The following is a 24,311-nucleotide window of genomic DNA, read 5'->3' as shown; positions in this document are numbered from 1 at the left end:
GATCAGTCGAAAAGCTCGAGCACCCCGGACACGTCAAGCACCCGCAGCACGATGCCATGTGCGTTCACGATCGACATCTTCACCCCGGCGTCCCGGCCGGCGTTGAACCCGTCGATCAGCGCGCCCAGAGCCTCACTGTCCATGAACTCGGCCGCCGCGAAGTCAACGACGACTTCCGCGGCGCCGTCTTCCCGGACGGCTCCCTCAAGCGCTTCCCGCAGGTCATCGCGGGCATTGATGTCAAAATCGCCGGAGAGCCGGACACGGCTCGCCTCCCTGGCAATCTGGTAGCTGGACTCAGTCACGAACACCTCTGAAGTGGTCAACTTCCGCGATCCTAAATCAGCCCGGCAGCGGGAACTCAGCCCAGACATGCTTCGTATCTGATTCGACATACCAACCGATATCAAGCGCGAACTGCTTCGCCAACTGCAGCCCCAACCCCCCGGCCCCGAGCGCCCGCCCCTCGCTGTACTCGGGCACAACCTCCGGAGCATGATCGGTCACATCCAACACGAACCGATCCCCGCTCCGCCCCAGCCGCGTAGTGGTCGGCGGCAACCCGTGCCGCAAAGCATTGGTCGCCAGCTCCGTAGCAACCAGCACCATCTTCTCGGGAATCTCGTCCAGCACCGCCCCCACCGGCAGCACCTGCCCGGTAATAGCCTCATGCAACGCAGCCCGCAAAATCTTCAACTGCGCGGGACTGTCAAGCACCCACCGCCGAATCTCAGTCATGGCGGGAGGACTCTGCGCTTTCAAGTAGGCCATACCCCACTACTGCCCGTTAACCAGGCCGTTCACGCTCCCTGGGTTGGGAATAAGGTCAGCCAGCCCCGTTCGCGAGGCGGCTTGCCACGAGACCCCGCAGTGGGTAGCCAACACATCCAACGCAGAACTCCGAGTGATCCACTCATGGTGATCGGCGGCGCGCCGCTGGCGATGTCGGTCGAGGAAGCCGGCCCGAGACCAGACGTCTGATATGGACTCTTGTGCTCACCGGAGGGCGGGTGACGGTGGTGTTGCAGGTGGGATCCATGGGGCGCGGTGCAGTTATCGCAATCGCTCCCGAGTGCTGTCGGCCGGAGACGCTGGCTGGCTGGGCCCGCGATGACTACACCGAGCCTGTAACCACCGCCCGAGTCGCCGGCGTTGGTGTCGTGCGTCAGGCCGCGAACAGATCCACAGCTTCGGCGGTCGGCGCCGGCACCGGCTCGCCGGCCTCCCGTAAACCGTCCAGGTGGAAAGCGATGGCATCCCGCATCTCGGCCAACGCGTCCTCGCGAGAGTCGCCCAGCGCGACACAACCGGGAAGGTCTGGCGACCAGGCACCGAACCCGCCGTCCTCGGCACGCTCGACGACCACTGCGTAAGCGCTCACCAATTGCCCCCTGACAGACCATCTTGTCTCAGGATGCTTCGCTCTCGGCCGGTAACAAGTCCCTGCTTGGTTTCCGGCGATGGTGACTCGTCCCCGTTTGATCGGGCGTTTGTACTGCCGATGGCTTCCCCGCATGCCGACCACTCCCAGCCGTCTGTTTCGATCGCTCGGATGATCCCGCGCACCCTCAACGGCATACCGTCTCGACCCTTCACCGGAGAACCAACGGGCAAGACGTGCACCGTGAGCACGCGTCGCCGACCTAGACGGGGCTGAACAGCCCTCTGGCCGCAGCGATCCACGGTGTGTAAATGTCTGTCGGCAGTAAAGAAGCGAACCGTTCAAGACCGGTTGCTTTGGAGCGCACGCATGTTCTCATGTCATCTGGTCCCATGACAACCTATGAACTCGGGTCTGTGTAAGCCGAAGATGTCGCGGATTGTAGGGCTGCCTTTGAGGACCTTGCTTCATCCCGGCCAACGATCGAGGCTTCTGGCGTCCTCGTGCCCAGGATCTTTCTGCGACGGCGGCCGCGACTGCGACCCGGCCGCGACTGCGACGGCGACTGCGACTGCGACGGCGTCCGCGACTGCAACGGCGTCCGCGTCCGCCGTCGCGGCGCTGAGTTGTCTGACGAGGAGTTGACGGCGGCCGGCTAGAAACGTGACCACAGGAGAGAGATGACCACAGGAGAGACGTGCCGGCAGGAAATGCGATCGGAGGCCGGGACAGCAAAACGCCCACCCGGCGTTTCCGCAGGTGGGCGATGCTCAAAGCCCGGCGAGAGGCTTGGTGGCCAGGGGCGGGGTCGAACCGCCGACCTTCCGATTTTCAGGGTGCGAGTCTCGGTGTCATCGTACGCCGACCTTAACTCTTTCGAGGGGCTCTGTGCAGGTCAAGCGCGGGAGGGCTAACGCACGATCCTGTGCAATCTCATCCGCTGTCGTTGCGTGTGTGAGCAACCGGTGAGCAGCTAGCCGCGAGCTGTCGCGCGCCACCTCTCGGTGAGAAGACCAGCAGCGGCAAGGCTCAGCAGCTGGTCATCCATGCCTGAAACGGTGTGATCGTTTCCTTGATCGAGTAGTCCGGACCCCGTAGGTTGGCGGCATGCCAAACCATCCTTCCGCTATGACACGCGGGATGGTGGCTTCCTCTTTTCGCGCCTCAAATGAGGTACCGTTTCGGGAAGTCGCCATCTGGAAGGACGGTGTTCGTGCAACCCCTACCCCAGCCCGGACGCAGGCGCGTCTGGCTGCCTCACGAGGCCCCCACCCGCTTGGCCCAATTCGGCTTGGAGACCCAGTACTTCCACGACGCTCTTGCTGTCGGCGATGGGAAAAGCAAGCAGGTCGGCGGCGGTGGACCCCGACGGCTCCGTCGGGACAACGTCCGTGGGGCACCACCTGCGGTGGGAACCGGGGTCTATCCGGCCAACTACCCCGGGATCGTGATGTGGGCGGAGTCGCTCGCCGCGCTGCGTTCGATCCTGATCCGGCTGCCAGGAGCGGACTGGGCGATCGGCCGCAGCGGCAACTACGAGACGGTGTACTCCGTTCAGCGGGGCATTGGCATCGCCTTGCACAGCGGCGATCGTTGGGCAGGCGTCGAGGCCGGCCACGAACCTCGCCTCAAGCGCCGACGTGGCCGGATGGCCATCGAACGTGGTGCGCAGAACGTCATCTACGAGCAGCTGGAGTTGGCTTTCTTCCCGGCGGAATCCGGCGTGCCGGACCGGGCCGAAGACGAATCCGTCAAGACCTACTTCCTACTATCCAACCCACGCAGTGACGACATTGCTCTCGAGCTCTCCCTCCCGACGGCCTTCGGTCCTGACGGCCAGGTGGAAGAGTGGAGAGAGCGGATCTTGATAGCACCTGTTCCGATTAGCAACGCGGTACAACTCTCGCCGCCGGATGAGGACGACGATGATGACGACACCGGAAGGATTGTGGACCGACCAGATTGATGAGTCCTTTAATCCCAGTCGCCTCAAACTTGCTCGCGAACGACGCGGGCTGACGAAGCAACAACTAGCCGACTTGTGCGGCGTCTCCCGTCGCACAGTCACGTCCTGGGAGACGGGCGACACGGAAAGTCCGCCCGCGGAAGCAATCAGTGATGTTCTCGGCTTCCCGAGGGCGTTCTTCTTTGAGGACGACATCTCTGCGGTCGACAAGGCGGCCGTCAGTTTTCGTGCCTTGTCGACTGTCTCCGCATACAAGGTCGAGCGGGTATTGGCCATGGCTAAGCTGGCCAGCCTGATTAGCCGGTGGATGGATCGGCATTACAAGACTCCTGCTCCGCAGGTACCCGACTTCACCGAGGCAGAGCCACGCGAGCGGGACCGTGTGGCCTGGCCCGTTGCCGCAGCCGAGAGTCTTCGGGCCGAATGGGCGCTAGGTCCCAAGCCTGTCAAGAACATGCTGGGCCTGGTTGAACGCCATGGCGTAAGAGTGTTCTCCTTGCCGGGCTCCGACCGGGAGGTGGATGCATTCTCCTATTGGGAGGCTGGACGGCCGTTCATCTTCCTCAACGTCGATCGTTCCGCCGAACGCATGCGTTTTGACCTAGCTCACGAGCTAGGACACCTCGTTCTGCATCGTGGAGTCTTCACCAAGCGGGAGCGGCGCTTCGAGCTTGAAGCGAACGACTTTGCCTCAGCCTTCCTCGTGCCAGAAGACAGCCTGAGGATGCAGGTCGTCGGCCGACCGTCCCTGGATGACCTGTTCACGCTCAAGAGCCACTGGCGCGTCTCAGCCGTGGCGATGGCGTACAGACTGCACCAACTTGGCTTTGTCTCAGAGTGGATCTACCGCACCTGGATGATCGAGCTGACCCAGCGCGGTTACCGGGCAGGTGAGCCCGCTGGCCGCGACCCTGAATCTTCGGTCCTCCTCAAGCAGCTTTTCGAGTTGGCCCGCGAGGATGGGTGGACGCCACGCAAAATAGCTGCCGACCTCTGCCTTCCGGAGGACGAACTGGGCTCTATCGTCTTCGGTCTCACCATGCGGGTCGTAGACGGTGGGGGAGAGACCGGGCCGGCTGTTACTGGGCATCTCCATGCGGTTGATGGCGCGGCGGCTGGACGCGGGGCACATGGAAAGCTACGAGCCGTGCGATAGCTGAGGGCCTTGACTGAAGGATGCTCGTAGGGTCCGGCCTGACGTGACGACAAGCCGGACCCCGTGCGATCAGTTCTTAGCGAGCACTTGATGCAGGAACGTGGCGACGGCTAGGCCGATCGTGGCGCCTACGGTCGGGTCTGCTGCTGCGCCCGAGGCAAGGCCGCAGGCCAGTCCGCCTACCGCGATAACCCCCAACGGAGGGGCAACGCAGTCTCGCGACGAGGGTCTTGTGGCTGATCGACTTCACTTCGCCGCCGCCGAACTAGTCTTGTCACTGTCTGGTAGTTCCTTGTCTTGTCATCGCTGCGGGATGGGGCGTTGCTGGATCGGCCTTCGAGTGGTGCCTGCCACTCGAAGGCCACCCTACTGTCACACGACAAGTAGTCGCACGACACTAAGCCTTGATGTCGAAGACGCTCTCGGCGGCCTGGGCCGTACCCCTGAGAAAGAGCGTGTACTCGTCTTGGGCTTGCGCGGCAGGTTTCTGCGAGCTGGTCGGACGGCTTGGAAGTGGGCCGGCTACGCCTGCGATGCTTGAACGGACGTTGCAACGTGTAGTGGTTCTCGGCCGTCCAGCCCGCGGGTGCGTTGGGCGCCTTACGGCCCAACTTCTTGCGGACTAGAAGATCGTGCACCTCGAGTTCGTCGAAGCCGCGTTCCGCGCTGTCAGGAGACCACCCGTACCAGTCAGGCATGCGGTTCGTGGGCAGGGCGACCCCGCCGAACTCGGCAGAGAGCACCAACGCCATGGCGGTCGCGGTCGAGCTCAGCCTTTGGTCCCACTGGTCGTACCAGTAACCAAAGGGCAGATTGATGAAGGCGTCGCTATTGCCTCGTCCTGGCCGCGTGTACGGACCTTGCAGGGCTCTGGGCGAAGCCCCGGCCGCAGGCTAGCCAGCACCCAGGACGCGGCGGTCACCGCTGAAGGTACTCCGCGGCGCTTCGCCGAACACGAGCGACAAGGGGATGACATGCCATGAGGAGCCCGCCCCCCAGGGCGATATAGCAAAACCAGCGGAGGAACCCGGGCATGCTGGGGAAGCAGTACAGCGCCAAGCTGTAGAAGGCCACGCCGTACAGAGCCATCGCCTCTAAGACCCACGGTGGTGTCCGAACCTTGCGCGACTCGATGACCCAGAAGTAGCTCCCGCCTAGGAGTGTCCCCGTGATCACGAAGGCGATAAACAGGGCTGGGCCCGACCGAGGTAGCAGCCCCACCGCTACGCCGAGTATGTACAGAATCGCAGCTGCGAGAAGGTTGGCCAGCACGTTGACGACCACGTCGCGAGCGAACCTCTGCCGCTCGCCTATGAAGCTCTCGATCGGCCCAACCAAGCCGTCACGATTCTGGTCTTTGATGGACATGGCCCGAACCTACGACGTTTGCAGCCAACCTGCGCACCTCCAAGCTCGGTCGTTCCTTCGGCGGTCAGCCCGGCAGGGCAGTCCAGCTGGATGCGAGGGCTAGGGCAGTCTGAGTGACCGGCTTCTGTTCTCTGCGGTGAGGGTCCGTCCAGGGCCTGGCGAAGGTCGGCGGTCGGCGCGACGCCGGACTGCAAGAGGCCCTTCTCTGGCCGCTAGGCGGATGAGGGGACTTTCGCGCTTCTGGGCCGGGTAGAGGACTCGACCCCTGCCACTCGAGACGCATTTACAGTCCGTAGGCCCCGCCACGCATGACCTGCGCGAGCGACTGCTGAGGACCCGTTCTTACCGCATATTTGCCGGAGCAGCATTGACCGTCGGGCCGATGCCCTGTGACACACACCCGGCCCTTGCCAGGACCACGTCGTCCACAGGCGCCTACAGGCCCACCCGGAAGCAGTGGCGCGAAACCCTGATTGCGCCTCCCTCAGACGCCGCTGCGATGGCACGATGTAGGACGTGATGGCCTGTGTCGCACATGTTGGCGATGAGGCTAGCGGGAGCGGTCAGCCTAGTCAGGAGCAGATGTGTCGCTGCCAAAATTCGATGACATACCTATTGAACGGCTGCGATTCGACCCTGAGAACCCGCGGTTCCCGCGATCGGTAAACGGGGCGAATGAGGTAGAAGTTCTAAGTTTCATGCTTGCGGACGCCGGGTTACTCGACCTCATGGGCTCGATCGCTGCACAAGGCTTCTTTCCAGGAGAACCCTTACTGGTATATCCGCACCCCGGCGACATCGCTCTTAATATTGTGGTCGAGGGGAACCGTCGGCTGGCCGCGTCGAAGCTTCTGGTGAACCCTTCCGAGGCTCCAATAAAAGCGGCCGCTGTCGGTGCGGAGGCCGAGAAGGCAACCGCCGTGCCTACGCTATTACCGTGCCTCATATTCGAGAGCCGGCAAGAGATCCTTAAGCATCTGGGCTATCGCCACGTCACAGGTATCAGGGAATGGGACCCGCTCGCGAAGGCCAGGTTTCTACGGCAAAGGATTGAAGATGTCGAGGGAGAGGATAATCGCGAAAAGTTCAAAGAGCTGGCTCGGACGATTGGGAGCCGGGCAGACTATGTAGGAAGGCTTTTGGCTGCTCTCCGACTCTATGAGATTGCGGAGGAGAACGCGTACTTCGGAATAGTTGGCCTGTCCGAGGAGACAGTCGACTTCTCGTTGATATCGTCAGTTCTAGCGTACAGTAATATAGTCGCCTATCTGGGGCTATCAAGTTCGCAGGACGTAGCGGCTGAAAACCTCGTCATCAATCATTTGAGTGATATCGTCAAATGGGTATTTGAGCGAGTTGACGGGGTCACTGTACTGGGTGAGTCGCGTAATATCAAGAAGCTCGCGGAGGTCGTTGGGAACGAAGAGTCCGTGGCGGCATTGAGAAATGGAGAGGCACTAGACAACGCTCTTTCCCTGGCAAGTGGAGACGGCCATGCTTTCCGACAATATGTTCTCCTTGCCAGCAGGAACCTTCAGTCTGCTGCGGGAAGCCTTGAAGGTCACCCGGTTTCGGAGGAGGATGTTGCTGCCATCGAGGAAGTGCGTCGACTAGCCCTTGATCTGCGGAAGGCCGTTCAGGCTCTGCTGGACGAGGAAGAGTAGCGTGGCATCTCTAATAGACGATCTCTCCGATCCGCCCGGCGATAGTGATTTACATTACTGGGCAGATTGGGCTGAGCTGCTTTGCATTACGGCGTCGGCTGGAATGCTGTCGGACTCTGATCTTGCTGAGGAAATCGAACGGCAGCGCTCGACTGGTAGCGGTAATCAAGCGTCCCAGAATGACAAATTCCAGCGTCACGCCCGAGAGGTGTTCAACTACTTGGCCGGACGAGCTCTCCGGTATGACGATACCTACCCTTTTGAGCTGTCGGCCAATGGTCGTATTCTAACGAAACGTTCACTGACGGACCCTCGCATCGTCTATCTATTTCTCCTCGTGTGTTCGTCGTTCAAATATGTCCCACGCTCCGCCATGGTATCCCTCGCTGGCCGGTTCGAATGGCTATGCCTGGCTGCGGCCAAGCTTTCCCTGCCATCAGAGGCTGAGGTGCACCTGTTTGGAAAGAATCCACTTGGGGTGCCCTCGCGATATGTTGGCAGCTTGGTAAACAAGCTGAACCAGCTTGCCGATGACTTATGCGAAGTGGCGGTTTTTAAGCCGGCCAAATTTAAGGCGGGAAATACTGGCGACTGGGGCCTTGACATCGTGGCATGGCTGCCTTCGGGGGATAGGGCAGTCGGTAGAATGATTCTTTTCGGACAATGCGCGTGCACGGCAGAGTGGGTCACGAAACAACAAACCGTCGGTGACAACCGCTGGAACAAAATTATCAGCATAACGGTTCCTCCAGTCGCCGTGTGCTACATTCCGTTTGACTTTCGGGATCCAAGTGGTGATTGGTACAATGAGCACCAGATATTTAGAAGCTATATCGTAGACCGCTGGCGATTAATGTACGCGCTAGGGTTTTTCCCCCCTGCCGGCAGGCCAACGATAAGCGCGGCCGACCTAGCTGCGATATTGCCAGTGCAGGACTTGAAGGATCTGGTCGATGTCGGCAGTTCATGACTACGTCGCGCGAAAGCACATGAGCCGTCAGCGAGCAGCGGGGGCCGCGCCATACAACCTCGCGGCCCTGTCCCATTGGGGCCCGACGCGAGGTTCTCGGCCCGGGCCCCAATGAGATCAACGCCTGGCTAGTATGCGATGCAGGAAGGCGGCGACGGTCAGGCCGCGAGTGTGCTTGCCGTAAGGTGTCGTCCAGTGCTCACCGTCTAGCGCCAACACAGCTCAGGGCGGTTCTGAGTGACCAGCTTCTACTACGAGCGGTGGCCCGCACCGCCATGGTGCGGGCCATAGTTCTGTCGCACCAGCGTCGTATCGTCCTGCCATGGACCTCGCCGCCGTCACTCGTCGCAGCGTTCTGGATGCCCTCGCAGAGGTCGACCGGCTCGGCCGCCGACCCTTCCTGAAGACGTACGGGTTCGGGCCTGCTCGCACCTGGTTCATCGACTACGAGCAGCGCTTGTACGACTCTAAAGCGATCATGGGATACGCCCACGGTCTCAGCGTCGGTACACGGCTTACCTCGGCCGACTTCAAAGGCGGCGAGCAGCCTGTTGCCCGGCGGCTCGAAATACTCGGCTTCGAGGTGCTGTCACTCGCTAACCCTGACTGGACGCGAGAGGAGATCATCCTCGCCGGTGAACTAGTAGCTGACAACGGGTGGCGCCAGCTCGAGGCATCCCACCCGGACGTCAAGGCCTTGTCCCAGCTCCTGCAAAGCCCAACTATCCACGCCGGACGCCGGCACCCAGACTTCCGCAACCCAGCTGGCGTCGCGCGGAAAACCTGGAACATCGTCAACCACAGCAGCAATGGCAACCGGCTCGATCGCACTGTCTTCGACGACTACCAGACCAGACCAGGCGAGATGCGGAGGGAAGCTGCGAGCATCGCGCAAGGACTGCGCGCCGGCGCCTCGCTCGGCGACGCCGTAGTTCCGTCGAATCTCGGCTTCGACCGTCGGTACCGCGGCAAACCTGCAGAAGGCACCTATCCCGACACGCAGGCGACAAGCCCTCAAGCAAAGGAGGCAGCCGTTCGCGAACATGATCGTATCTGTCGGCAGCTCATCGCCTACCTGGACCGCCGAGGCATTCCCGCGGGTGAGCTGGTGGAGCCACCTGTCGATGTGGCCTGGTGGGGCCCGACAGGTACGCAGATGATTGCCGAAGTCAAGAGCTGCGTCGAGCGCAACGACACCGCCCAGCTCAGGCTCGGCCTTGGTCAGGTACTTGAGTACCGTCATCGGCTACGTTCCACCCGGGGATTGACGGAAGCCATCCTTCTAGTCAGCCGCATTGCTGACCCCATCTGGCTGGATATCTGCCGCAGCGTTGGCGTGCACCTACTCGCAGCCGACGATGAATCGAGTTGGTCCTCAGTGCTGGACGCATCGGCGGTGGCACGCAGTCCTCGGAGTGGGGCTTAGTCATCGCCTCCGGAGGGCCAAGATATGTGCCGCCTTTTGGGGGCGTTGGATTGGGAAAACGTCTCGCCGACCCTCCAACCGACCAGCGTTTCGGTACGCATCCGGTACGCCGCGCTGTCGGCGCCAGGCTGACACTCCCTCGCGCTGTCGACCGGTTTACGCGCCCGTCTGGACATCCGGCGGTCCGTCGACAGGCCCTTCTTGTCGTACCCGACACGTATCGTGATCGGATGCGTACGAGCGTGCTCCTGGTGGAATTCGGCACCGTGCTGGACCTGTCCCGGGAGGATCTTGGCGTTCCGGAACTGCCCGGGCTGTGGGAGCAACTGCACGGGAAGTGCAAGTCGGGCACCCTCCAGTGCATCGATCCGCAGCACCCGGCAGACGCCCCGCCGTGGCTGTACCTGCGGCAGAATGAGGACGGTACGCGCGAGGCCCGGCACATCAGCGGCGCTGAGCACGCCACTTCGGGCGAGAGCGACGAGCACAAGGCGCTCAAGGAGCGGATCGCCAAGGCCGCGGAGGCAGGCGGTTTCGACGCAGTGATTGAGGACAGCTCAAAGAACCGGCGCCGCCGTACCGACGTGCTGGTCCGCGGCGACGGTGTCCAGATCGGGTTCGAGCCGCAGCTCTCGCCCATCACCGCGGCGACGGTGCGGCGGCGGTCGAAGCTGGCTACCGATGACGGGATCACCCCCGCGTGGATGACGAACAGCCGTACGTCGAAGGTGATCGACCAGGCGCCGTGGGCTCGGATCGACCGGAAGATGTGGCATGAGTACCTGTCCGACACTGAGCTGCCAGTACGGGGTGGCGTCCGAGGCCTGGTGATTGAGGAATGCTCGCGAATGGGCACGGTGTGCCCTGACAAGAAGGCGGGTCGGCCCTGCTCGGGCTGGCACGCATCCTGGTCGGACGCGCGCGCCCTGGAACGTTTCGATGACCTGGTGATCAAGGCCGCGGCCCGCGAGTTGGTCGCGGTGAACGTTCAGCGGACGGCGACCCGGTCGGTGTGGTTCTGGGTGCCGGCATCCGACCTGGAGAAGGTGGACTCGACTACGACGGGCGCGGACGATTCGCCACTGGGCGGGATCATTACCCGCGTCGACAGCCGCCCGCGGCTCCGCGACCAGTCGTGCCGGTACGGGCAGGACAGCGGCCATCGGCCCCCCGCCTCGCCTGACGCCGACCGGGAACCGGTCTCGGTCAAGCTGGCAGAGCCGATGGCGCCGCCCACGATCGGCTTCCTGGACTGGAGCGGTGCCGCGCACTGGGCGAAACAGGCGTTGCCTTGCCGGATCTGCAAGAAGGTGACACAGGTACGGGACGACCAGATGCGCCCCTGCCACAAGACGTGCGCCGAGAGTGAACTCTGGCGCGGCTGAGTCAGCGAATAACCGCCGGCGGGTACGGCTCCGTATGGGTGACAGCGGGTGAAATCAAGCGGCATCGAGTGAGACCACCAAACAGGCCCCGACCGGCGTCTCTGCTGTTCGGGGGCCTGTTCGTGTATCCCGTGGCGGTAGAGGATTCGAACCTCTGAAGGTTCCCCGACGGATTTTCAGTGTGCTAGCGATCCTGTTGAGGACTCGCGTCGGGTTCACCACTAGCAGCGTTGACGTGTCTCGACACCACCTTGATCTATCGTTCGTTGTCACTCGGATTCGTCAGATGTCGGCGGCCGTGTGAGCAGCCGGTGAGCAACTGACGTGCCGTCACCGCCCAGGTGGGCTCAGGATTCCGCCCCCTGTCCGGATCCCGGGTCGCACATTCAACGCCCCTTTGTAGCCGGGGTAGGGAATCATATTTACCTCAAGCGCCGAGGCAAACCGAAGTGTGGATGGCTTAGTCTCATTAAACTCAACATGCGCTTTCGCATTTACCGTCAAAAAGCCAGCTAGGTACGGCTTCCTGGATTCTTTTTTGGAACCAAGTTCTCGGAGTAGATCGCGAGCAGCTTGGTTCAGAACGGCAAAATCTTTGTCGGTGATACCGAATGCGCCCACTGCCACCATTCCAGAGTTAGCGGCGTCAAGTTGCTTGCGGCTACCGGATGTCGCTGCCCCTAAGACCTTTTTAAGAATCTTCTGGGCCTCTCCGCTACTCAGACTTTGAACTCTTGGTGATTGCAGTGCCGTAGGGGTTTTTAGTTCTATAAGGAGTTCTTCGTGCAGTACAGGCCTGGTCACAAGGTCGGCAGAGCGGCCGAGAGCCGTGGCCTCTTTTAGTTCTACAGGTAGCACTTCATCCACTATGTAGCTAGCTAATCCAAGCAACATGACCGAGTGGCGAACCTCCGTACCTTTAGCAATTTTTCGGGTCAAGTCTGAGATGGCCGGATGATGCCGCCACCTGTGAAACATTGATGAAGCCAGTAAAAATTCTGACAATCGGTTGAGATCAAGGTCAACGTTGACTAAGTCGTCAGTTGCACTCAAACAATCTGACAGTTCTCTAACATATACCAGTAGCTCAACAAGGCGATGTGGATCTTTGGGTGGTGTTCTAGTAGAGGTGGCCTTTCGGTGCCTGTCCAGGATGCTGGGCAGGTCAGTGCCGAAGATATTCTCTAGAACCTTCACCTTATCAAGCAGGTATTTACTGTCTAGAATGAGCTCTTGTTGCGAATCCGTCTGACCCCTTCCGCACTCCCGATCGTATGCATCAACAGTTGACTGTGCGACGATACTCATACCTTTGCCAGAGAAATACATGCTCTCGTCAAGGTGGCACCCTCTCCCAGGGAGGGAAATTGCTCCCTGGGTATAGCATTCCCCGGGCAGGCGAGAAGGGAAAGCGAGTAAAATATTACATCGAGGGCAACATGTAAGGATATCCAGGATGCGTCTAGGATGACATTTTTCCCCGATTAGCGCATTGCATTGGGGGCAGTGCCAGTCGACTCCGTCTGAGTGCTCATCTACCCAGACTGGCCACTTGGACGGGTAGATAATGGACGATCTATCTACTGAGGTTGTCCATCGTGGAAGGTTTTGCTGGATGGTCACCCGATCATTATGGTGCTACCTAGGGTACTGAACCAACGGATACACCCTTCGAGTGATGCGTGTGTTCACATAAAATATCGGCACGGCGGGCAGAGCGAAGATGCGCGCGCTAGTGATTGGCGATTTCACAGATACTCGGTCGAGTCGTGGTCCTTGACGGGCTGATCGACACGCAGTCGTTCGCCACCAGCAACGTCGACAGGTGGCGTACCTGTGGAGATAAGCCCCAACGTCCGAACGGCGTTTACGCGCTGCAACGCTATGTGACGGCCGACCGCGCTCTGTGCGCGCCAGCTGGCGGTACGCGTTACCTGGCCTGCGTGCTGCCGGTAGAGCCACGTCACCGATGGATCGTTGTATCCGTCGCAGATCTCCGACAACGCCGAAAACAAGATGATGTCTTCGTCGTTCGGGGTGCCCGCCCAGCCGCCTAATGCGCGCACCATGTCGGTTCGGAGCATGAGTCCGGCACAATGGATCGGCCAGTTGCCTCCATGCTCAATTGCGTAGTTGTTGACCGCGCCGGCCGGTACGGGACCTGTAGGGATTAAGGGATCCCATGATACGCGACTTCCATCAGTCATGAGGTCGTCGGCCTGGCCCACCGCCCATTGCGTCGACCCACCGAGGAAGTGCGGGATCAGCGATTCGAGAGCGTTTGGCAAGAGCAGATCATCGGAATCAAGGACGCGCAGTAGACCACCGGACGCGCGCTCAAGCGCTAGATTTCGAGTACCTGCGATCCCGAGTTGCCGGCCGTTGGCTGCGTAGCTGACGTTTGACACACCGGCAAACATTTCCGCCAGGAACGGTTCGGCGCCATCCTCCTGTACGACCCATTCAATATCCCATCCGGCGGGCATTTTCTGCGCTGCCACGCTGGCGATGGTCTCCGGCAGGAACTCGGCGCTCGGGGCGTATGCGGCCGTGATGATAGAAACGGTCGGCATCTAGTCACGTTCTCCAGTTCAGGTGTTGTAGGCAGGGGTCACCACTTTTGGAGTGGCGTGGTGAAGCTGAGTTCGGTGCGGTCGGCGGGGAAGTCTGCATCGGACAGCTCAACGATCCGGTTGTCAGCGTCGTACGAAATGCGTCGGACGTGCAGCATCGGCACGCCGTCGTCAAGGCGCCACTCGTGGGCTGCTGCGGTGGTGGGCATGGAGGCCGAAACCTGATCGACAATCCGCATGACCTCGATGCCGACCGTGTGAAGCTGGTGCTGGGTGCCACCGGGCCACGGTTCATTAGCGGAGTCGAGTAGGCGTGCGTTCGATTCGATCAGCGGCAGGGGAATATACGAAACGCTCCAAGAGAGCCGGCGCCCGTCCTTGCGGTCGCGCATCTCATAGGTGCGGCGCAACACGTTAATGTCCTCGGCGATGCCGAGGTCCGCGGCGAGGCGCGGCGAGGGTTCGATCTGTTCATATCGGGTGGAGAACGAGAGATCTTTGATCTTGCTACCCATGTCGGTCTCCGCAACGCCGGTCGACGCTCTGACTGACTGCGGCTTAAGCACAAGATCTTTCTCTTCCTGGTGACGCTCAGACGAGCGGCAAACCCGTTGGGCCGGCGTCCGTACGCGCGCCGCCTTGCCTCTCCCGCCGGTGATCAGGCCCTGTTGCTTCAGAAGGCCGATAGCCGCGCGCGCCGAGTTGATGGAGCAGTCGTACTCGTCGCAGATCTCTTGCAGCGTTGGTAGGGGGTCTCCAGCTGCAAGGTCGCCCCGCTCGATCTTCATGCGTAGGTCATCGGCAATGCGAAGTTGGATCGGCGGGGCGACCCCCGTGGGCTGCGGTTCCATGCGCTAACGGTAGCGCGGTTTGAAGGTTTGTGGGCAAACCCTTGCGCCGACTGACGACTATGCCTTACGTTCAGTCAAGCAAAGTTTGCGGGCAAACCCTCAAACCAGCTAACTAAATCTATAGAGACGGTGTAGACCGAACCGTGTACCGCAAACCGGTCAGGCGTCCTGACTCCCGCTGGGAAGCGGGGAACGGCTAAGAAGACGCCAGCAGTAAGCGACAGGTCTAGGCCCCGCTCAGCGGCCAGAAAAGCACTGGCTGTCCCGTATCCGTCGGCATCGGCGGTGGACATGCGATGAGGCGACCGGCGTACATCCCCGCGACGCACTGCGGATGGTGAGCGACGGCGTGAGCGCGTGACGGCGGACAAGTAGACCTAGCTCGACTCGAACGGCCTGCCCGAAGGCCGAGTTTGACGCGTTCCGAGTGGGCCGGCCGCCGTAGCGGTGCGCCGGTCCACCGGGCGTCCTTCGCACCCATTCCCTAGTTTTCCGATCGAGCTAGGAGGCGTAATCACCATGGCCGCACTTTTTTCGATCGTCAGCATCACTGCACGTCAGAGCACCGTGTGGCGCACGTGCAAGACCTGTACGGCCCTGGCGCCGCTTACGCCGGACGAGACCAAGTGCGCGACCTGCCGGGCCGAGCCCGCGCGACGCTCCGGGCGTCGCCGGCTGCCGCGGGCCGCCTGACCGGAAGGACTTCCCGACTCATGTCGATCGACTTCGAGACCGAGACCGGCGGCCCGTCGCCGAGTGACCTGGCTGCGATCGAGGCCGAGTGGCCCCGGATCGAGTCCGACCTCGCCGAGCTGGACGCCGAGATCGAGGCCCTGTACGCCGCGGACCGGCGCCCGGACGAGCTGGACTGGCGGCGCAAGCGCCGCAGCGAGGCCCGGCTCACCCGCACCGCCGTCCGTCCGACCCTGTCGGGTTCCGAGCTGCGGCCCGCGGCCTGATGTCGCGGATACGCGCCGCGTTCTGGGATCCCGAGGGCACTCGGCACGGCATCCCCACCTTCTGGTGGGAAGGCGCCCCGGACGGTTACGCCACCCGTCGTCAACTGCGCAAACAGGGTCTCTGCCCGGGTGGCCACGAGCCTGCCGCGCAGATCCTGTGGGCCGGTGTGGGCGGTACACGCGTGGCGTACCTGTACCGGCTCGACCTGGCCCGCCCGAAGCGCACCGCGACCCCGGCCGTCCGTACGGCCCTGGCCGCGGCGATGCGCGCTCGCCGGACCTGCTCGACCTGCCGCCACGTGCGGCCCTACTTCATCCCGCGCTCGCTCGGCGAGTGCTTGACCTGCGCGTCCCCGGAGGTTGCCGCATGACCGACTACCTGTACGAGGCTGCCGCGCTGCTGCGCAAGGCATCCGAGATGAACGAGAAGAAGAACCACGACGACAGCTACCACTCGACGCGGGCCGCCCTGATCGAGGGCCGGGAGCGGATCGCGATGAAGTTCGCCCAGCTCGCCGCGATCGAGCGCGGTCTCATCCCGGCCGACATGGTGGGCGACCTCCTCACCCAGCTTGCCCGGTCGGAGGCCCCGCGATGACCGACCCCTACGCCGAGATCGCCGCCGAGCTGCGGCGCATTGCGGACGACTTCGAGACCCTGGCCGGCAAGGACATAGCGGCGCCCGCGCTCTCGCTCGCCGTCCAGCCCCGCGGCACCACGGACAACGGGATCGTGGCCGCCGTCGACGCGATCGCCGGCGTACTGCTGGGCAAACCTGGCATCACGCGCCACATGTCGGGCGGTGTCTACCACCACGACGCCGGCGGCTACCGGGGCGCGCTGCGCATCGACGTCTTCCAGCAGGTGTCCGACCCGGTAGCACGGGAACAGGCGGCCGAGCTGGCCCGGCTGCGTGCCGAGCTGGCCGCGCTGACCGGCACCACGGCGGTGACCGGATGACGACCGCGACGCTCGCCCCGCCCGACCCCACCACGGTCGAGGTCGACCCGGTCCACACGGCCGCGCTCGACGCGCTGACCACGATCACCGACCGGGTCCGGTACGCCTGCGAGCACGGCCCCGGCCCGCGCACCGACGCGGTCCGGCAGTGGCTCGCCGCGTACGGCATCGAGACCCGCCGCCCGTACGTGTCCACTCTGGTCAATGGCTACCGAGCCAACCAGGGCATGTCCGACACTGGCGAAGTCCCCGCCCTCACCGACGACGCGCTCACCGACCTCGACCCGGATCCCGAGCCCGCCGAGCCGGACCCGGTCGAGGTTGTCGCCACGGATGAACAACCCGAGCCGGAACCGATGCCGCGTCACGACACGGACCCCGTACCCGTCGCGACACCGGCTTCGGCACCCGAGCCCGACCCGCCCGCGACGCTCACCGAGCCCGACCCGGTTCCGGCGAGCGTCGCGACGCCGGAACCCGCACCGGAGCCCACATCCAGCCCCGTCGCGACGACCCCGCCGCCGGACGTTCACCGGGCACCGAAGCCGGGCGCCGTGGTCGCCCTGACGCTGTCGAGCGCTATCACGGCCGCGGCGATCCTGGTTACGGTCCGCACCCCGCTGAGCGTCGTACAGGCGTTGCCCGGATCGATGATCCTGGCCGGCGGGTTCGTGGTCGTCGCCGTGCTGCTCATGCTCACGTGGTCCGCCGGATCCGTGATCGGCAGCCTCGTTGCCGGGCGTACCGGCCGGGACCTGCTGTTGGATGTGGCGTCGTGGACGGTGGCGGGTATCGCCGGATTCCTGGCCGCATACGGGCAGGTCAAGTTCGGGGAGTGGGCCGGCATGACCGGCTTCACCCGGTTCTTGGTTCCGGGGATGCTCGAACCGTCCGTGGTGGTCCTGCTGCTGCTGGCGAACCGGCGGGTCCGGCGGCGTCTGGCCGGGCTCGCCGCCAAGCCGATCGGGAAGATCCTCGCGCTGGCCGCGCTGCTCGGTGCTTTCGCGGTCTACACCAACGTCGCGCACACCGGCGACAAGCTCGGCCTGGTGTTTGGCGCGGCGACCGTGGTCGGTCTGATCCTGTGGTGGGTCAAGCTCCAAGACGACGCCGCCCCGGACACGTGGGACGACGCCCCGCAATCCAAGCGGCTATCACGACGCACCTCGAAATACCGGCTACTGCGCTGGATCATCCTGTTCCCGCAGACCCGCCGGGCCTGGCTGATCAGCCTCGATCACTCCATCAGTGACGCGGAGGCCGGTCTCGACCTGGCCCGCCGATGGGCTCGCGCCTACGACGCCAACCGCGCCGCCGACGTCCCCCGCCGGATCGCCCGCCGGATCGCGTCGCAGCACATCGACGAGTACCTGAACCCCGGCCGGTAGATACGCCCGGCGGCACAGCCCCAAGCCTGCAAGCAATGTGCTGTGCCGCCGGTCTCCCACCCCATCAACCCCCACGAGGGGAACCTCTGAGGGAGGCCCTGATTATGTCCGATCAGCAGCTCAACCAACAGCACGCCGACGTTCAGGCCCGCACCCGCAACACCCGGCTCGCCGCGCAGCGCATGGCACAAGACCTCGCCGACGCCCGCCGCGCGGCCCAGGCCGCGAAGCCGGCCGGGCAGTGACCGCCGAACAGGCCGCCCCGCCGCCCCCGCCGCCGAACCTGGCGCTACGGCTGGCCACCCGGGAGGCCGCCCGGCGGGTCCTGCACGAGCAGGCCGCAGCCCGGATCCGGGCACGTCAGGCCGCGGCCTGACGGCTTCCGCCGAAACCAACCGGCCCGGCACTCGGGTGGGTTGGTTTCGTGCGGTGGCCGCCAGCATCCGAGCTGGCGCCGTTTGTGAAGGAGGGCCACATCGTGGCCGGTGAAACCACCGTCACCATCGTCGGAAACCTCACCGACGACCCCGAACTGCGCTACACCCCCTCCGGGGCCGCGGTCGCGAAATTCCGGATCGCCTCCACCCCACGCACACTCGACCGGACCACCGGTGAGTGGCGTGACGGCGACCCGCTGTTCCTGGCCTGCAACATCTGGCGCGAAGCGGCCGAGCACGTCCACGAGTCGCTGAAGCGCGGGACACGGGTCATCGTGCAAGGCAGGCTGCGGCAGCGCTCGTACGAGACCCGTGAAGGCGAGAAACGCACCGTCTACGAACTCGAAGTGGACGAGATCGGCCCCTCGCTGCGCTACGCGTTCGCCGCGGTCACAAAGGCGACCCGCTCTAGCGGCCGCGGGGGCATCTCGAATCCTGCCCCGCAGGCCCGCGAGGACGACCCGTGGTCAACCCCCGCCACGTCCGCGGCGCCCGTACCGGCAACGGTCGGCGCCGCGTCCGATGACGAACCGCCGTTCTGACCCCCACTTCGCCGACCGTGGCAACGGATCTGCGGCCGGCCCTACCCCTCACCTGTCCGGCCACACGGAATCGGAGAGTGCACCCCTGATGACAACCCTCGAACCCGAACAGTGGCGCGTCCTGGGCCGCCTCAAGTACCTGTGCGGCGAACGAGCCCAGCTGCACAGCATGCTGAAGGCGCAGGACGTCAGTCCCGAATCGGTGTGCGACCTCGCCGAACGTGGCCTGATCGTCGCCAAGCTCGACGGTGAGCAGATCGACCTCACCCCCGGTCTGATCAAGACCTACCGCAGGAAAATGTTCCTGTACCTGTCCCCGGCCGGTGAGGCCTACTACTGGAACGACCCGCACCGCGTGCTGCGGGTGGTCGGCCGTTTCCGTCACGGCGTGACTTTGCCCCACCTGCTCGGCATGGTCCTGTTCGACGACGTTGCCAAGCTCGCCCGCGAGGGCATGATCCACGCACTGACCGAGGACGACCCGATCGACCTCGGCGACGCTCATCAACGCTGGGCCAACAGCGCGAAACTCGTGCTGCCCGGCGGCGCCGAACTGTGGATCAACGCCGTCACCGTCCGCGCCACCCGGGCCGGGCAGCTCTACTGCGAGCGCAACTGATCGTTCGCAGGAAGGCCCGCCCGGCGGCGGTGTGTTCTCGTGTTCCATCCGACCCGCTGACCTCATCTGAGGGGCGGTCGGCACACAGCAGTATCCGTGTGCCGACCGCCCCTTTTTTCGTTGTCCTGCAAGGGAGTTGGTCCATGACCATGGAGCCGTCGCCGGTCGGCGACGCGACCCAGACCGTGCGGGCCGAGCTGGCCCGCGTGGACGCCAAGGCCGGGACGCTGCTGGCCTTGGCCGGTACCGCCTTCACCGTCGCCCTGGCCGTCTTCACCCGTGCCCATCTGCCCGGCCCGGCGGTCGCCACCGGGTGGATCAGTACGGGGCTGATCGCCGCGGCAGTGGCGGTCCTGGCGCTGGCGATCCGCCCGAACCTCGACGGTGACCACGGGTTCGTGCACTACGCCCAACTCGCCCCCGCCGATCTCGGCGCGGAGTTCGCCGCCCTCACCGAGCACCAACACACGGCACTACTGCTCGACGCGCTCGCGGGGCTGTCGCGGGCGGCGTTCGGCAAGTACCGGCGGGTGCAGCTCGCCGTCGATCTGCTGCTCGCCGCGCTTGCCGGCGTAACCCTGACCGCGGCCCTCGCCGCCCTGCTCTGACCGAAAGGACTGCCTGATGGCGCGTTTGTTTCCCGACCTTGACATCAAGGACGACGCCGACCTGCTCGACCTGCTCGAAGGCATCCGCAACGTCGGGATCGCCGGACACGACGAGATCGACGAACTGGCCGGCCTGATCCGTATGAAGATCGAGCGTTACGGGCGCCGGCAGGGCCTGTCCCGGATGCGCGCGAAGTTCTGGGGTCGGCAGGTCGCCCGGCCGCTGATCCGCTCCGCTGACGAGATGCTGGCCGTCGCCGCGTACGCCCGGGTCTGCCGCAACCGGTTCGAGGCGTTCCTGATCGCCCTCGACGACGAGCAGCCCGGCGCCACGGACTTCAACATCCGCGGCCGTAAGCCCGGCAAGGCCGCCTGATGGCCCGCCAGACCCGCTCCCGAGGCGGGATGGACGCCGCCCGGGGCGCCTCCTACGAAGTCCGCGGCAACCCGCTGCCGTATGTCATCCCGCCTGCCGCCGCGATCGGCAACCTCATCCTCGCCGGCGTCCTGTCGCGGATGTGGGGCGCCTACGCCAACCCCACCGTGTGGGAGGCCGCCTGGCGCGCCGGGCTGATCGTGCTGTGCTCCGCGCTGATCGTATGGTGCACCTGGGGTGTCGGCCGCGCCCGCAAGATCGAGCTAAGGGTCGCGTCGCTGCTGATGTCGGCCTGTTCGTGCGGCGGGCTGTTCGTGCTCACCTTCCGCCCCTGGTCGTTCGACGCCGTGATGGTCTACCTGATCGTCATGGTCACCACGTCACTGCTGCTCGCGGTGACCAAGCTGCTGCGCGGCGACGGCACCGACCAACGGGCCGGCGTGTTCGGCGAACTCGGCGACCGGGTGCGCGAATTGCAGGACATCGGCAAGACCGGCAAGCCGAAGATGATCGACGGCCGGATCGTCACCCACACCGAGATGGTCCACGGCGCCAACTTCGGCGATCTGCAGAAGAAGGAAGTCCGCACCGCCATCGCCTCCGCCATGGACGTACCGGTCGGTGGCGTGCGGATGGTCCCGAACCGCGACACCCCGCGGGTAGGGCGGATGGAGATCTCCCCGGTGGACATGCTGGAGAACCCGCCCGTGTGGCCTGGCCTGTCCGCCCCGGGCCGCTCGATCGCCGAGCCGATCCGGCTCGCCGTCTATCAGACCGGCTCGATCGTGCCGCTGATCCTGCCAGGCGACCCGAAGGCCGAACGCAACGCGATCGGCGTGCTGGTCCTGCTCGGCGCCTCCGGATCTGGCAAGACCGCATTGCAGCTCGAACTGGCCTGCGAGGCCCGCTCGCGCGTCGATGCCGAGGTCGTCTACATCGACGGCCGCAAGGGACTCCAGTTGCCGAAGGCGTTCCGCGACGCCATGCACGTCATGATCCACGACCAGGCCGAAGGCGAGCGGTACCTCGACGGCATGGTCGCCGAGGTCGCCCGCCGGGCCGCGCAGATCGGCGGCCACGGCCACGACCAGTGGATCGCCGGGTGCACCAAGTGCCCGAAGTTCCGGGTCGTGATCGTGGACGAGGCGTCGAAGTTCATCGAGAGTGAGGACACCATGGTCGAGCTGGCCGAGTCGGTCCGCTCCGTCGGGATCTTCGTGCTGCTCGGCCAGCAGCGCGCCACCGGTGACCGGCTGCCCACCTCGGTGCGCTCCACCATCGGCGGCGTGATCGTCATGGGCGTGCGTGACATCGCCGAGGCCGCCCGGCTGCTGTCCGAGGAGACCATCGAGGCCGGCGCCGACCCGTCGTGGAAGAACCGCAAGCCCGGCGCCCTGTACGCCGAGCTGCCCGGCACCGACCCCGAGGACTGGTCGCTTCCCGGCCGCACCTTCAAGATCGACCGGGACGAGCTGGTCGCCGAACTGATCGCCTACCTCGCCTCGATCGGCGAGGCACCGCACGGCGCCACCGTCGCCACCCCGCCGCCTGCCGCCGTACGGGAGCCCGCGGCGGCCTCCACCAGTGTGGTCACGCCGGGCAAGGACGAGGGCGACGACCCGGAAGCCGACAAGGACACCGAGTGCGCGCCCCCGGCACGTGACCCGGAGTGCCTGCCGGACGAGGGCGGCGACCCGTACGAGCCGATCACCATCCCGAGCCGGACCCGGATCCCCCTGGACCTGGAACCGCAAGGCGGGCGGCAGTACAGCCCGTCCGAGGTCCGGGCGATGGTCCGGCGGATGATCCTGTCCGCCGCCGAGCAGGGGCACCGCACCTGTCGGCACTCGCAGTTCGCCCCGCTGGTCGGGGTGGTCGGCGAGACCGGGCTCAAGCCGCCCACCCTGAGCAAAATCCTCAAGGAGCTCTGCCAGGGACCCGAGGCGCTGCTCTCGCGCACCGGGGACAAGGGCGTCTACGACATCCTCGTTCCCGGTCCGGACGCCGAGCCCGCGCTCGCCGGGGCCGCCGCATGACCGCCCTCGCCGGGCTCGGCGCCCGGGTCCGGCAGGCCGCCGCCTGGCGGCCCGCGTCCCGCACCCCGCGGGTCTTGGCGATTCGCTGCCCGTACTGCCGGGTACACCGCAAACCGCGCCACTTCCGGCCGGGCGCCCGCGGCTGCCGCCGCTGCGTCGGCGACTGACCGCACCCTCCACACGCGCCCGTACCCGTCACGATGCGTTACGGGTGCGGGCGCGTACTTCACGCACTTCACGGACTTCACGCGCTTCACGCGGACGCCCGTCAGGTGCGTCTATGCGTGCGCGTGCGCGCGCACAAGCCTCCGTGAAGTCCGTGAAGTGAAATCCGTGAAATCCCCGGACGCTTCACAGAAAGTGACCTCACGCCATGTCATGGTTCCGCCTGGCCCGCCGCGGCGCGGCCTACGAATTCGGCCGCCGCCTCTGGCGCTGGTTCGCCGCCTTCGAGATCATCAACTGGTTTGTCCGCCGGGTCCTGCCGACCCTGCTCATCCTCGTCGCCGTCGCCGTCGCCGTCTGGGTCACGATCCGGACCGCCGTCTGGTGGCTGCCCCGGCTGACCGCCCTCGCCGTCATCGCCGCCGTTCTGACCGTCGCGATCTGGCTCGCCCGCCGCTATCGGTGGGAGATCCGCGCCGGGCTGCCCCGCACCGCGGTCGCCGCCGCGGTGGTCGCTCTGGCCGGGCTGCTGGGCACGGCCGTCTGGTGGCTGCGATGACCATCCCCGGACAGCCGCAGCCCGGGACCCCGGTCAGCGTCCACATCACCGTGCAGGTCGGCGACGACACCCGCGAGTTCGACGCGGTCGCGGCCACCGACACCAACGGATTCAAGGTTGCCGAGGGGCTGCTGACCGGGCTCCGTGAGGAGGCCAAGGAATGGCTCTGGGCAAGTCAGGACCGCCGTCGATGACCGGGCCGGGCAGGCCCCGGGCGCTGGATCTGTACTGCTGCCAGGGCGGCGCCTCGGCCGGCCTGACCGCGGCCGGGTACGACGTCACCGGCGTCGACAAAGACCCGCAACCCCGCTACCCGTTCCGGTTCGTGCAGGCCGATGCCCTGGCCTACCTGCGGCACCTCATCGTCTCCGGCGAGATTCACGAGTACGTGCTGGTCACGGCGTCGCCGCCGTGCCAGCGCCGGACCAGGTGCCAGAAGATCCGCGGCCGGGTACACCCCGCTTTGATCGCTCCCACCCGGGTGCTGTTGCAGGCCACCGGTCTGCCGTACGTGATCGAGAACGTGCCGCCCGAGGGCGAGGACGACGACCCGCTGATCAACCCGGTCGAGCTGTGCGGCGCCATGTTCCCCGGCCTGCATACCTACCGGCACCGGCATTTCGAGAGCAACCTGCCGATCGCCGTTCCGGCCCACCCGGTCCATGAGAAGCCCACCATCAAGATGGGGCGCCCTGTGCAGCCGGGCCAGTGGTACCACGCGGTCGGCAACTTCTCCGGCGTCAGCTACATCCGCGACGACCTTGGCGTGCCGTGGATGAACCGGGACGGGCTGCGCGAGTGCATCCCGCCCGTCTTCGCCGAGTACATCGGCCGGCAGCTCTGCGACCGAGTAACCAACCGCCCGGCGCCGGCAGCCCTGCGGGCCGCGTGATGGCCAATTCGCCGTGTTCAACGTCGATCG

28 protein-coding genes are annotated in these 24,311 nt (G+C 64.8%); 21 read left to right on the top strand and 7 right to left on the bottom strand.

Features of this window, described 5'->3' with window-relative positions:
• Positions 1-2: 2 nt before the first annotated feature.
• From Aco04nite_RS46615 to Aco04nite_RS46605, 3 genes are all read right to left on the bottom strand, one after another.
• Positions 3-326 (bottom strand): STAS domain-containing protein, encoded by a 324-nt coding sequence (locus Aco04nite_RS46615; RefSeq protein ID WP_213003602.1) that lies wholly within the window; start codon positions 324-326, stop codon positions 3-5.
• A 16-nt stretch (positions 327-342) separates the two neighbouring features.
• Positions 343-738, bottom strand: coding sequence for an ATP-binding protein (locus tag Aco04nite_RS46610; protein WP_244876801.1), 396 nt, complete (start codon positions 736-738; stop codon positions 343-345).
• Between the two features lie 427 nt (positions 739-1,165).
• Positions 1,166-1,381, bottom strand: coding sequence for a type II toxin-antitoxin system HicB family antitoxin (locus tag Aco04nite_RS46605; protein ID WP_213003600.1), 216 nt, complete (start codon positions 1,379-1,381; stop codon positions 1,166-1,168).
• Positions 1,382-2,789: 1,408 nt separating this feature from the next.
• On the opposite strand from Aco04nite_RS46605, the gene Aco04nite_RS46600 reads away from it, so the two are divergent.
• Entirely contained in the window at positions 2,790-3,347 is a 558-nt protein-coding gene (locus tag Aco04nite_RS46600) for a hypothetical protein (protein ID WP_213003599.1), read from the top strand.
• Positions 3,307-4,503, top strand: a complete 1,197-nt coding sequence (locus Aco04nite_RS46595) for an ImmA/IrrE family metallo-endopeptidase (protein WP_213003598.1) — start codon at positions 3,307-3,309, stop codon at positions 4,501-4,503. Before Aco04nite_RS46600 ends, Aco04nite_RS46595 begins: the two co-directional genes overlap by 41 nt.
• Before the next feature lie 918 nt (positions 4,504-5,421).
• On the opposite strand, the gene Aco04nite_RS46590 is transcribed toward Aco04nite_RS46595, so the two are convergent.
• Complete coding sequence (locus Aco04nite_RS46590; RefSeq protein ID WP_213003597.1) at positions 5,422-5,871, bottom strand: hypothetical protein; 450 nt, start codon at positions 5,869-5,871, stop codon at positions 5,422-5,424.
• Positions 5,872-6,455: 584 nt separating this feature from the next.
• Here Aco04nite_RS46590 and Aco04nite_RS46585 point away from each other — a divergent pair.
• The 4 genes from Aco04nite_RS46585 to Aco04nite_RS46570 all read left to right on the top strand — a co-directional run bounded on the left by Aco04nite_RS46585 (position 6,456) and on the right by Aco04nite_RS46570 (position 11,316).
• Positions 6,456-7,535: a hypothetical protein gene (locus Aco04nite_RS46585; protein ID WP_213003596.1), complete on the top strand. Its 1,080-nt coding sequence runs from the start codon at positions 6,456-6,458 to the stop codon at positions 7,533-7,535.
• A gap of 1 nt (position 7,536) precedes the next feature.
• Entirely contained in the window at positions 7,537-8,505 is a 969-nt protein-coding gene (locus Aco04nite_RS46580) for a hypothetical protein (protein ID WP_213003595.1), read from the top strand.
• A 322-nt stretch (positions 8,506-8,827) separates the two neighbouring features.
• On the top strand, positions 8,828-9,931 hold the full coding sequence (locus tag Aco04nite_RS46575) for a ScoMcrA-related endonuclease (RefSeq protein WP_213003594.1): 1,104 nt from the start codon (positions 8,828-8,830) through the stop codon (positions 9,929-9,931).
• A 251-nt stretch (positions 9,932-10,182) separates the two neighbouring features.
• A complete protein-coding gene (locus Aco04nite_RS46570; RefSeq protein ID WP_213003593.1) occupies positions 10,183-11,316 on the top strand; it encodes a competence protein CoiA family protein in 1,134 nt (377 codons plus the stop codon).
• A gap of 330 nt (positions 11,317-11,646) precedes the next feature.
• On the opposite strand, the gene Aco04nite_RS46565 is transcribed toward Aco04nite_RS46570, so the two are convergent.
• From Aco04nite_RS46565 to Aco04nite_RS46555, 3 genes are all read right to left on the bottom strand, one after another.
• Positions 11,647-12,645: a hypothetical protein gene (locus Aco04nite_RS46565; RefSeq protein WP_213003592.1), complete on the bottom strand. Its 999-nt coding sequence runs from the start codon at positions 12,643-12,645 to the stop codon at positions 11,647-11,649.
• A 419-nt stretch (positions 12,646-13,064) separates the two neighbouring features.
• Entirely contained in the window at positions 13,065-13,889 is an 825-nt protein-coding gene (locus tag Aco04nite_RS46560; RefSeq protein ID WP_213003591.1) for a glycosyltransferase family 2 protein, read from the bottom strand.
• Positions 13,890-13,927: 38 nt separating this feature from the next.
• On the bottom strand, positions 13,928-14,740 hold the full coding sequence (locus Aco04nite_RS46555) for a GntR family transcriptional regulator (RefSeq protein WP_213003590.1): 813 nt from the start codon (positions 14,738-14,740) through the stop codon (positions 13,928-13,930).
• A gap of 713 nt (positions 14,741-15,453) precedes the next feature.
• Here Aco04nite_RS46555 and Aco04nite_RS46550 point away from each other — a divergent pair.
• The 15 genes from Aco04nite_RS46550 (at position 15,454) to Aco04nite_RS46485 (ending at position 24,281) form a co-directional block, all read left to right on the top strand.
• The gene (locus Aco04nite_RS46550) at positions 15,454-15,699 is read left to right on the top strand and encodes a DUF6284 family protein (protein WP_213003589.1); all 246 of its coding nucleotides are present in this window, start codon (positions 15,454-15,456) and stop codon (positions 15,697-15,699) included.
• Positions 15,699-16,070, top strand: coding sequence for an RRQRL motif-containing zinc-binding protein (locus Aco04nite_RS46545; protein ID WP_213003588.1), 372 nt, complete (start codon positions 15,699-15,701; stop codon positions 16,068-16,070). The genes Aco04nite_RS46550 and Aco04nite_RS46545 overlap by 1 nt, the downstream gene beginning before the upstream one ends.
• Entirely contained in the window at positions 16,067-16,297 is a 231-nt protein-coding gene (locus Aco04nite_RS46540; protein WP_213003587.1) for a hypothetical protein, read from the top strand. The genes Aco04nite_RS46545 and Aco04nite_RS46540 overlap by 4 nt, the downstream gene beginning before the upstream one ends.
• On the top strand, positions 16,294-16,659 hold the full coding sequence (locus Aco04nite_RS46535; RefSeq protein ID WP_213003586.1) for a hypothetical protein: 366 nt from the start codon (positions 16,294-16,296) through the stop codon (positions 16,657-16,659). Before Aco04nite_RS46540 ends, Aco04nite_RS46535 begins: the two co-directional genes overlap by 4 nt.
• The gene (locus Aco04nite_RS46530; protein WP_213003585.1) at positions 16,656-18,047 is read left to right on the top strand and encodes a hypothetical protein; all 1,392 of its coding nucleotides are present in this window, start codon (positions 16,656-16,658) and stop codon (positions 18,045-18,047) included. The genes Aco04nite_RS46535 and Aco04nite_RS46530 overlap by 4 nt, the downstream gene beginning before the upstream one ends.
• A 104-nt stretch (positions 18,048-18,151) precedes the next feature.
• On the top strand, positions 18,152-18,292 hold the full coding sequence (locus tag Aco04nite_RS46525) for a hypothetical protein (protein ID WP_213003584.1): 141 nt from the start codon (positions 18,152-18,154) through the stop codon (positions 18,290-18,292).
• Positions 18,289-18,423, top strand: coding sequence for a hypothetical protein (locus tag Aco04nite_RS49890; RefSeq protein WP_280519499.1), 135 nt, complete (start codon positions 18,289-18,291; stop codon positions 18,421-18,423). Before Aco04nite_RS46525 ends, Aco04nite_RS49890 begins: the two co-directional genes overlap by 4 nt.
• An 84-nt stretch (positions 18,424-18,507) precedes the next feature.
• Entirely contained in the window at positions 18,508-19,026 is a 519-nt protein-coding gene (locus Aco04nite_RS46520) for a single-stranded DNA-binding protein (RefSeq protein WP_213003634.1), read from the top strand.
• 88 nt (positions 19,027-19,114) lie between these two features.
• Entirely contained in the window at positions 19,115-19,645 is a 531-nt protein-coding gene (locus Aco04nite_RS46515) for a hypothetical protein (RefSeq protein ID WP_213003583.1), read from the top strand.
• A 143-nt stretch (positions 19,646-19,788) separates the two neighbouring features.
• Positions 19,789-20,253 (top strand): Pycsar system effector family protein, encoded by a 465-nt coding sequence (locus tag Aco04nite_RS46510; protein WP_244876800.1) that lies wholly within the window; start codon positions 19,789-19,791, stop codon positions 20,251-20,253.
• Between the two features lie 16 nt (positions 20,254-20,269).
• Positions 20,270-20,629 (top strand): hypothetical protein, encoded by a 360-nt coding sequence (locus Aco04nite_RS46505; RefSeq protein WP_244876799.1) that lies wholly within the window; start codon positions 20,270-20,272, stop codon positions 20,627-20,629.
• Positions 20,629-22,665, top strand: coding sequence for an ATP-binding protein (locus Aco04nite_RS46500; RefSeq protein ID WP_244876798.1), 2,037 nt, complete (start codon positions 20,629-20,631; stop codon positions 22,663-22,665). The genes Aco04nite_RS46505 and Aco04nite_RS46500 overlap by 1 nt, the downstream gene beginning before the upstream one ends.
• Positions 22,666-23,038: 373 nt before the next feature.
• Positions 23,039-23,389 (top strand): hypothetical protein, encoded by a 351-nt coding sequence (locus Aco04nite_RS46495; protein ID WP_213003582.1) that lies wholly within the window; start codon positions 23,039-23,041, stop codon positions 23,387-23,389.
• A complete protein-coding gene (locus Aco04nite_RS46490; protein ID WP_213003581.1) occupies positions 23,386-23,583 on the top strand; it encodes a hypothetical protein in 198 nt (65 codons plus the stop codon). The genes Aco04nite_RS46495 and Aco04nite_RS46490 overlap by 4 nt, the downstream gene beginning before the upstream one ends.
• Positions 23,550-24,281: a DNA methylase gene (locus Aco04nite_RS46485; protein WP_244876797.1), complete on the top strand. Its 732-nt coding sequence runs from the start codon at positions 23,550-23,552 to the stop codon at positions 24,279-24,281. Before Aco04nite_RS46490 ends, Aco04nite_RS46485 begins: the two co-directional genes overlap by 34 nt.
• The last annotated feature ends 30 nt before the right edge of the window (positions 24,282-24,311 follow it).

This window comes from Winogradskya consettensis (assembly GCF_018332715.1).
Classification (GTDB): domain Bacteria; phylum Actinomycetota; class Actinomycetes; order Mycobacteriales; family Micromonosporaceae; genus Actinoplanes; species Actinoplanes consettensis.
The sequence above is the reverse complement of the archived record's forward strand: the minus strand, read 5'-3'. Positions and strand labels throughout refer to the sequence as shown.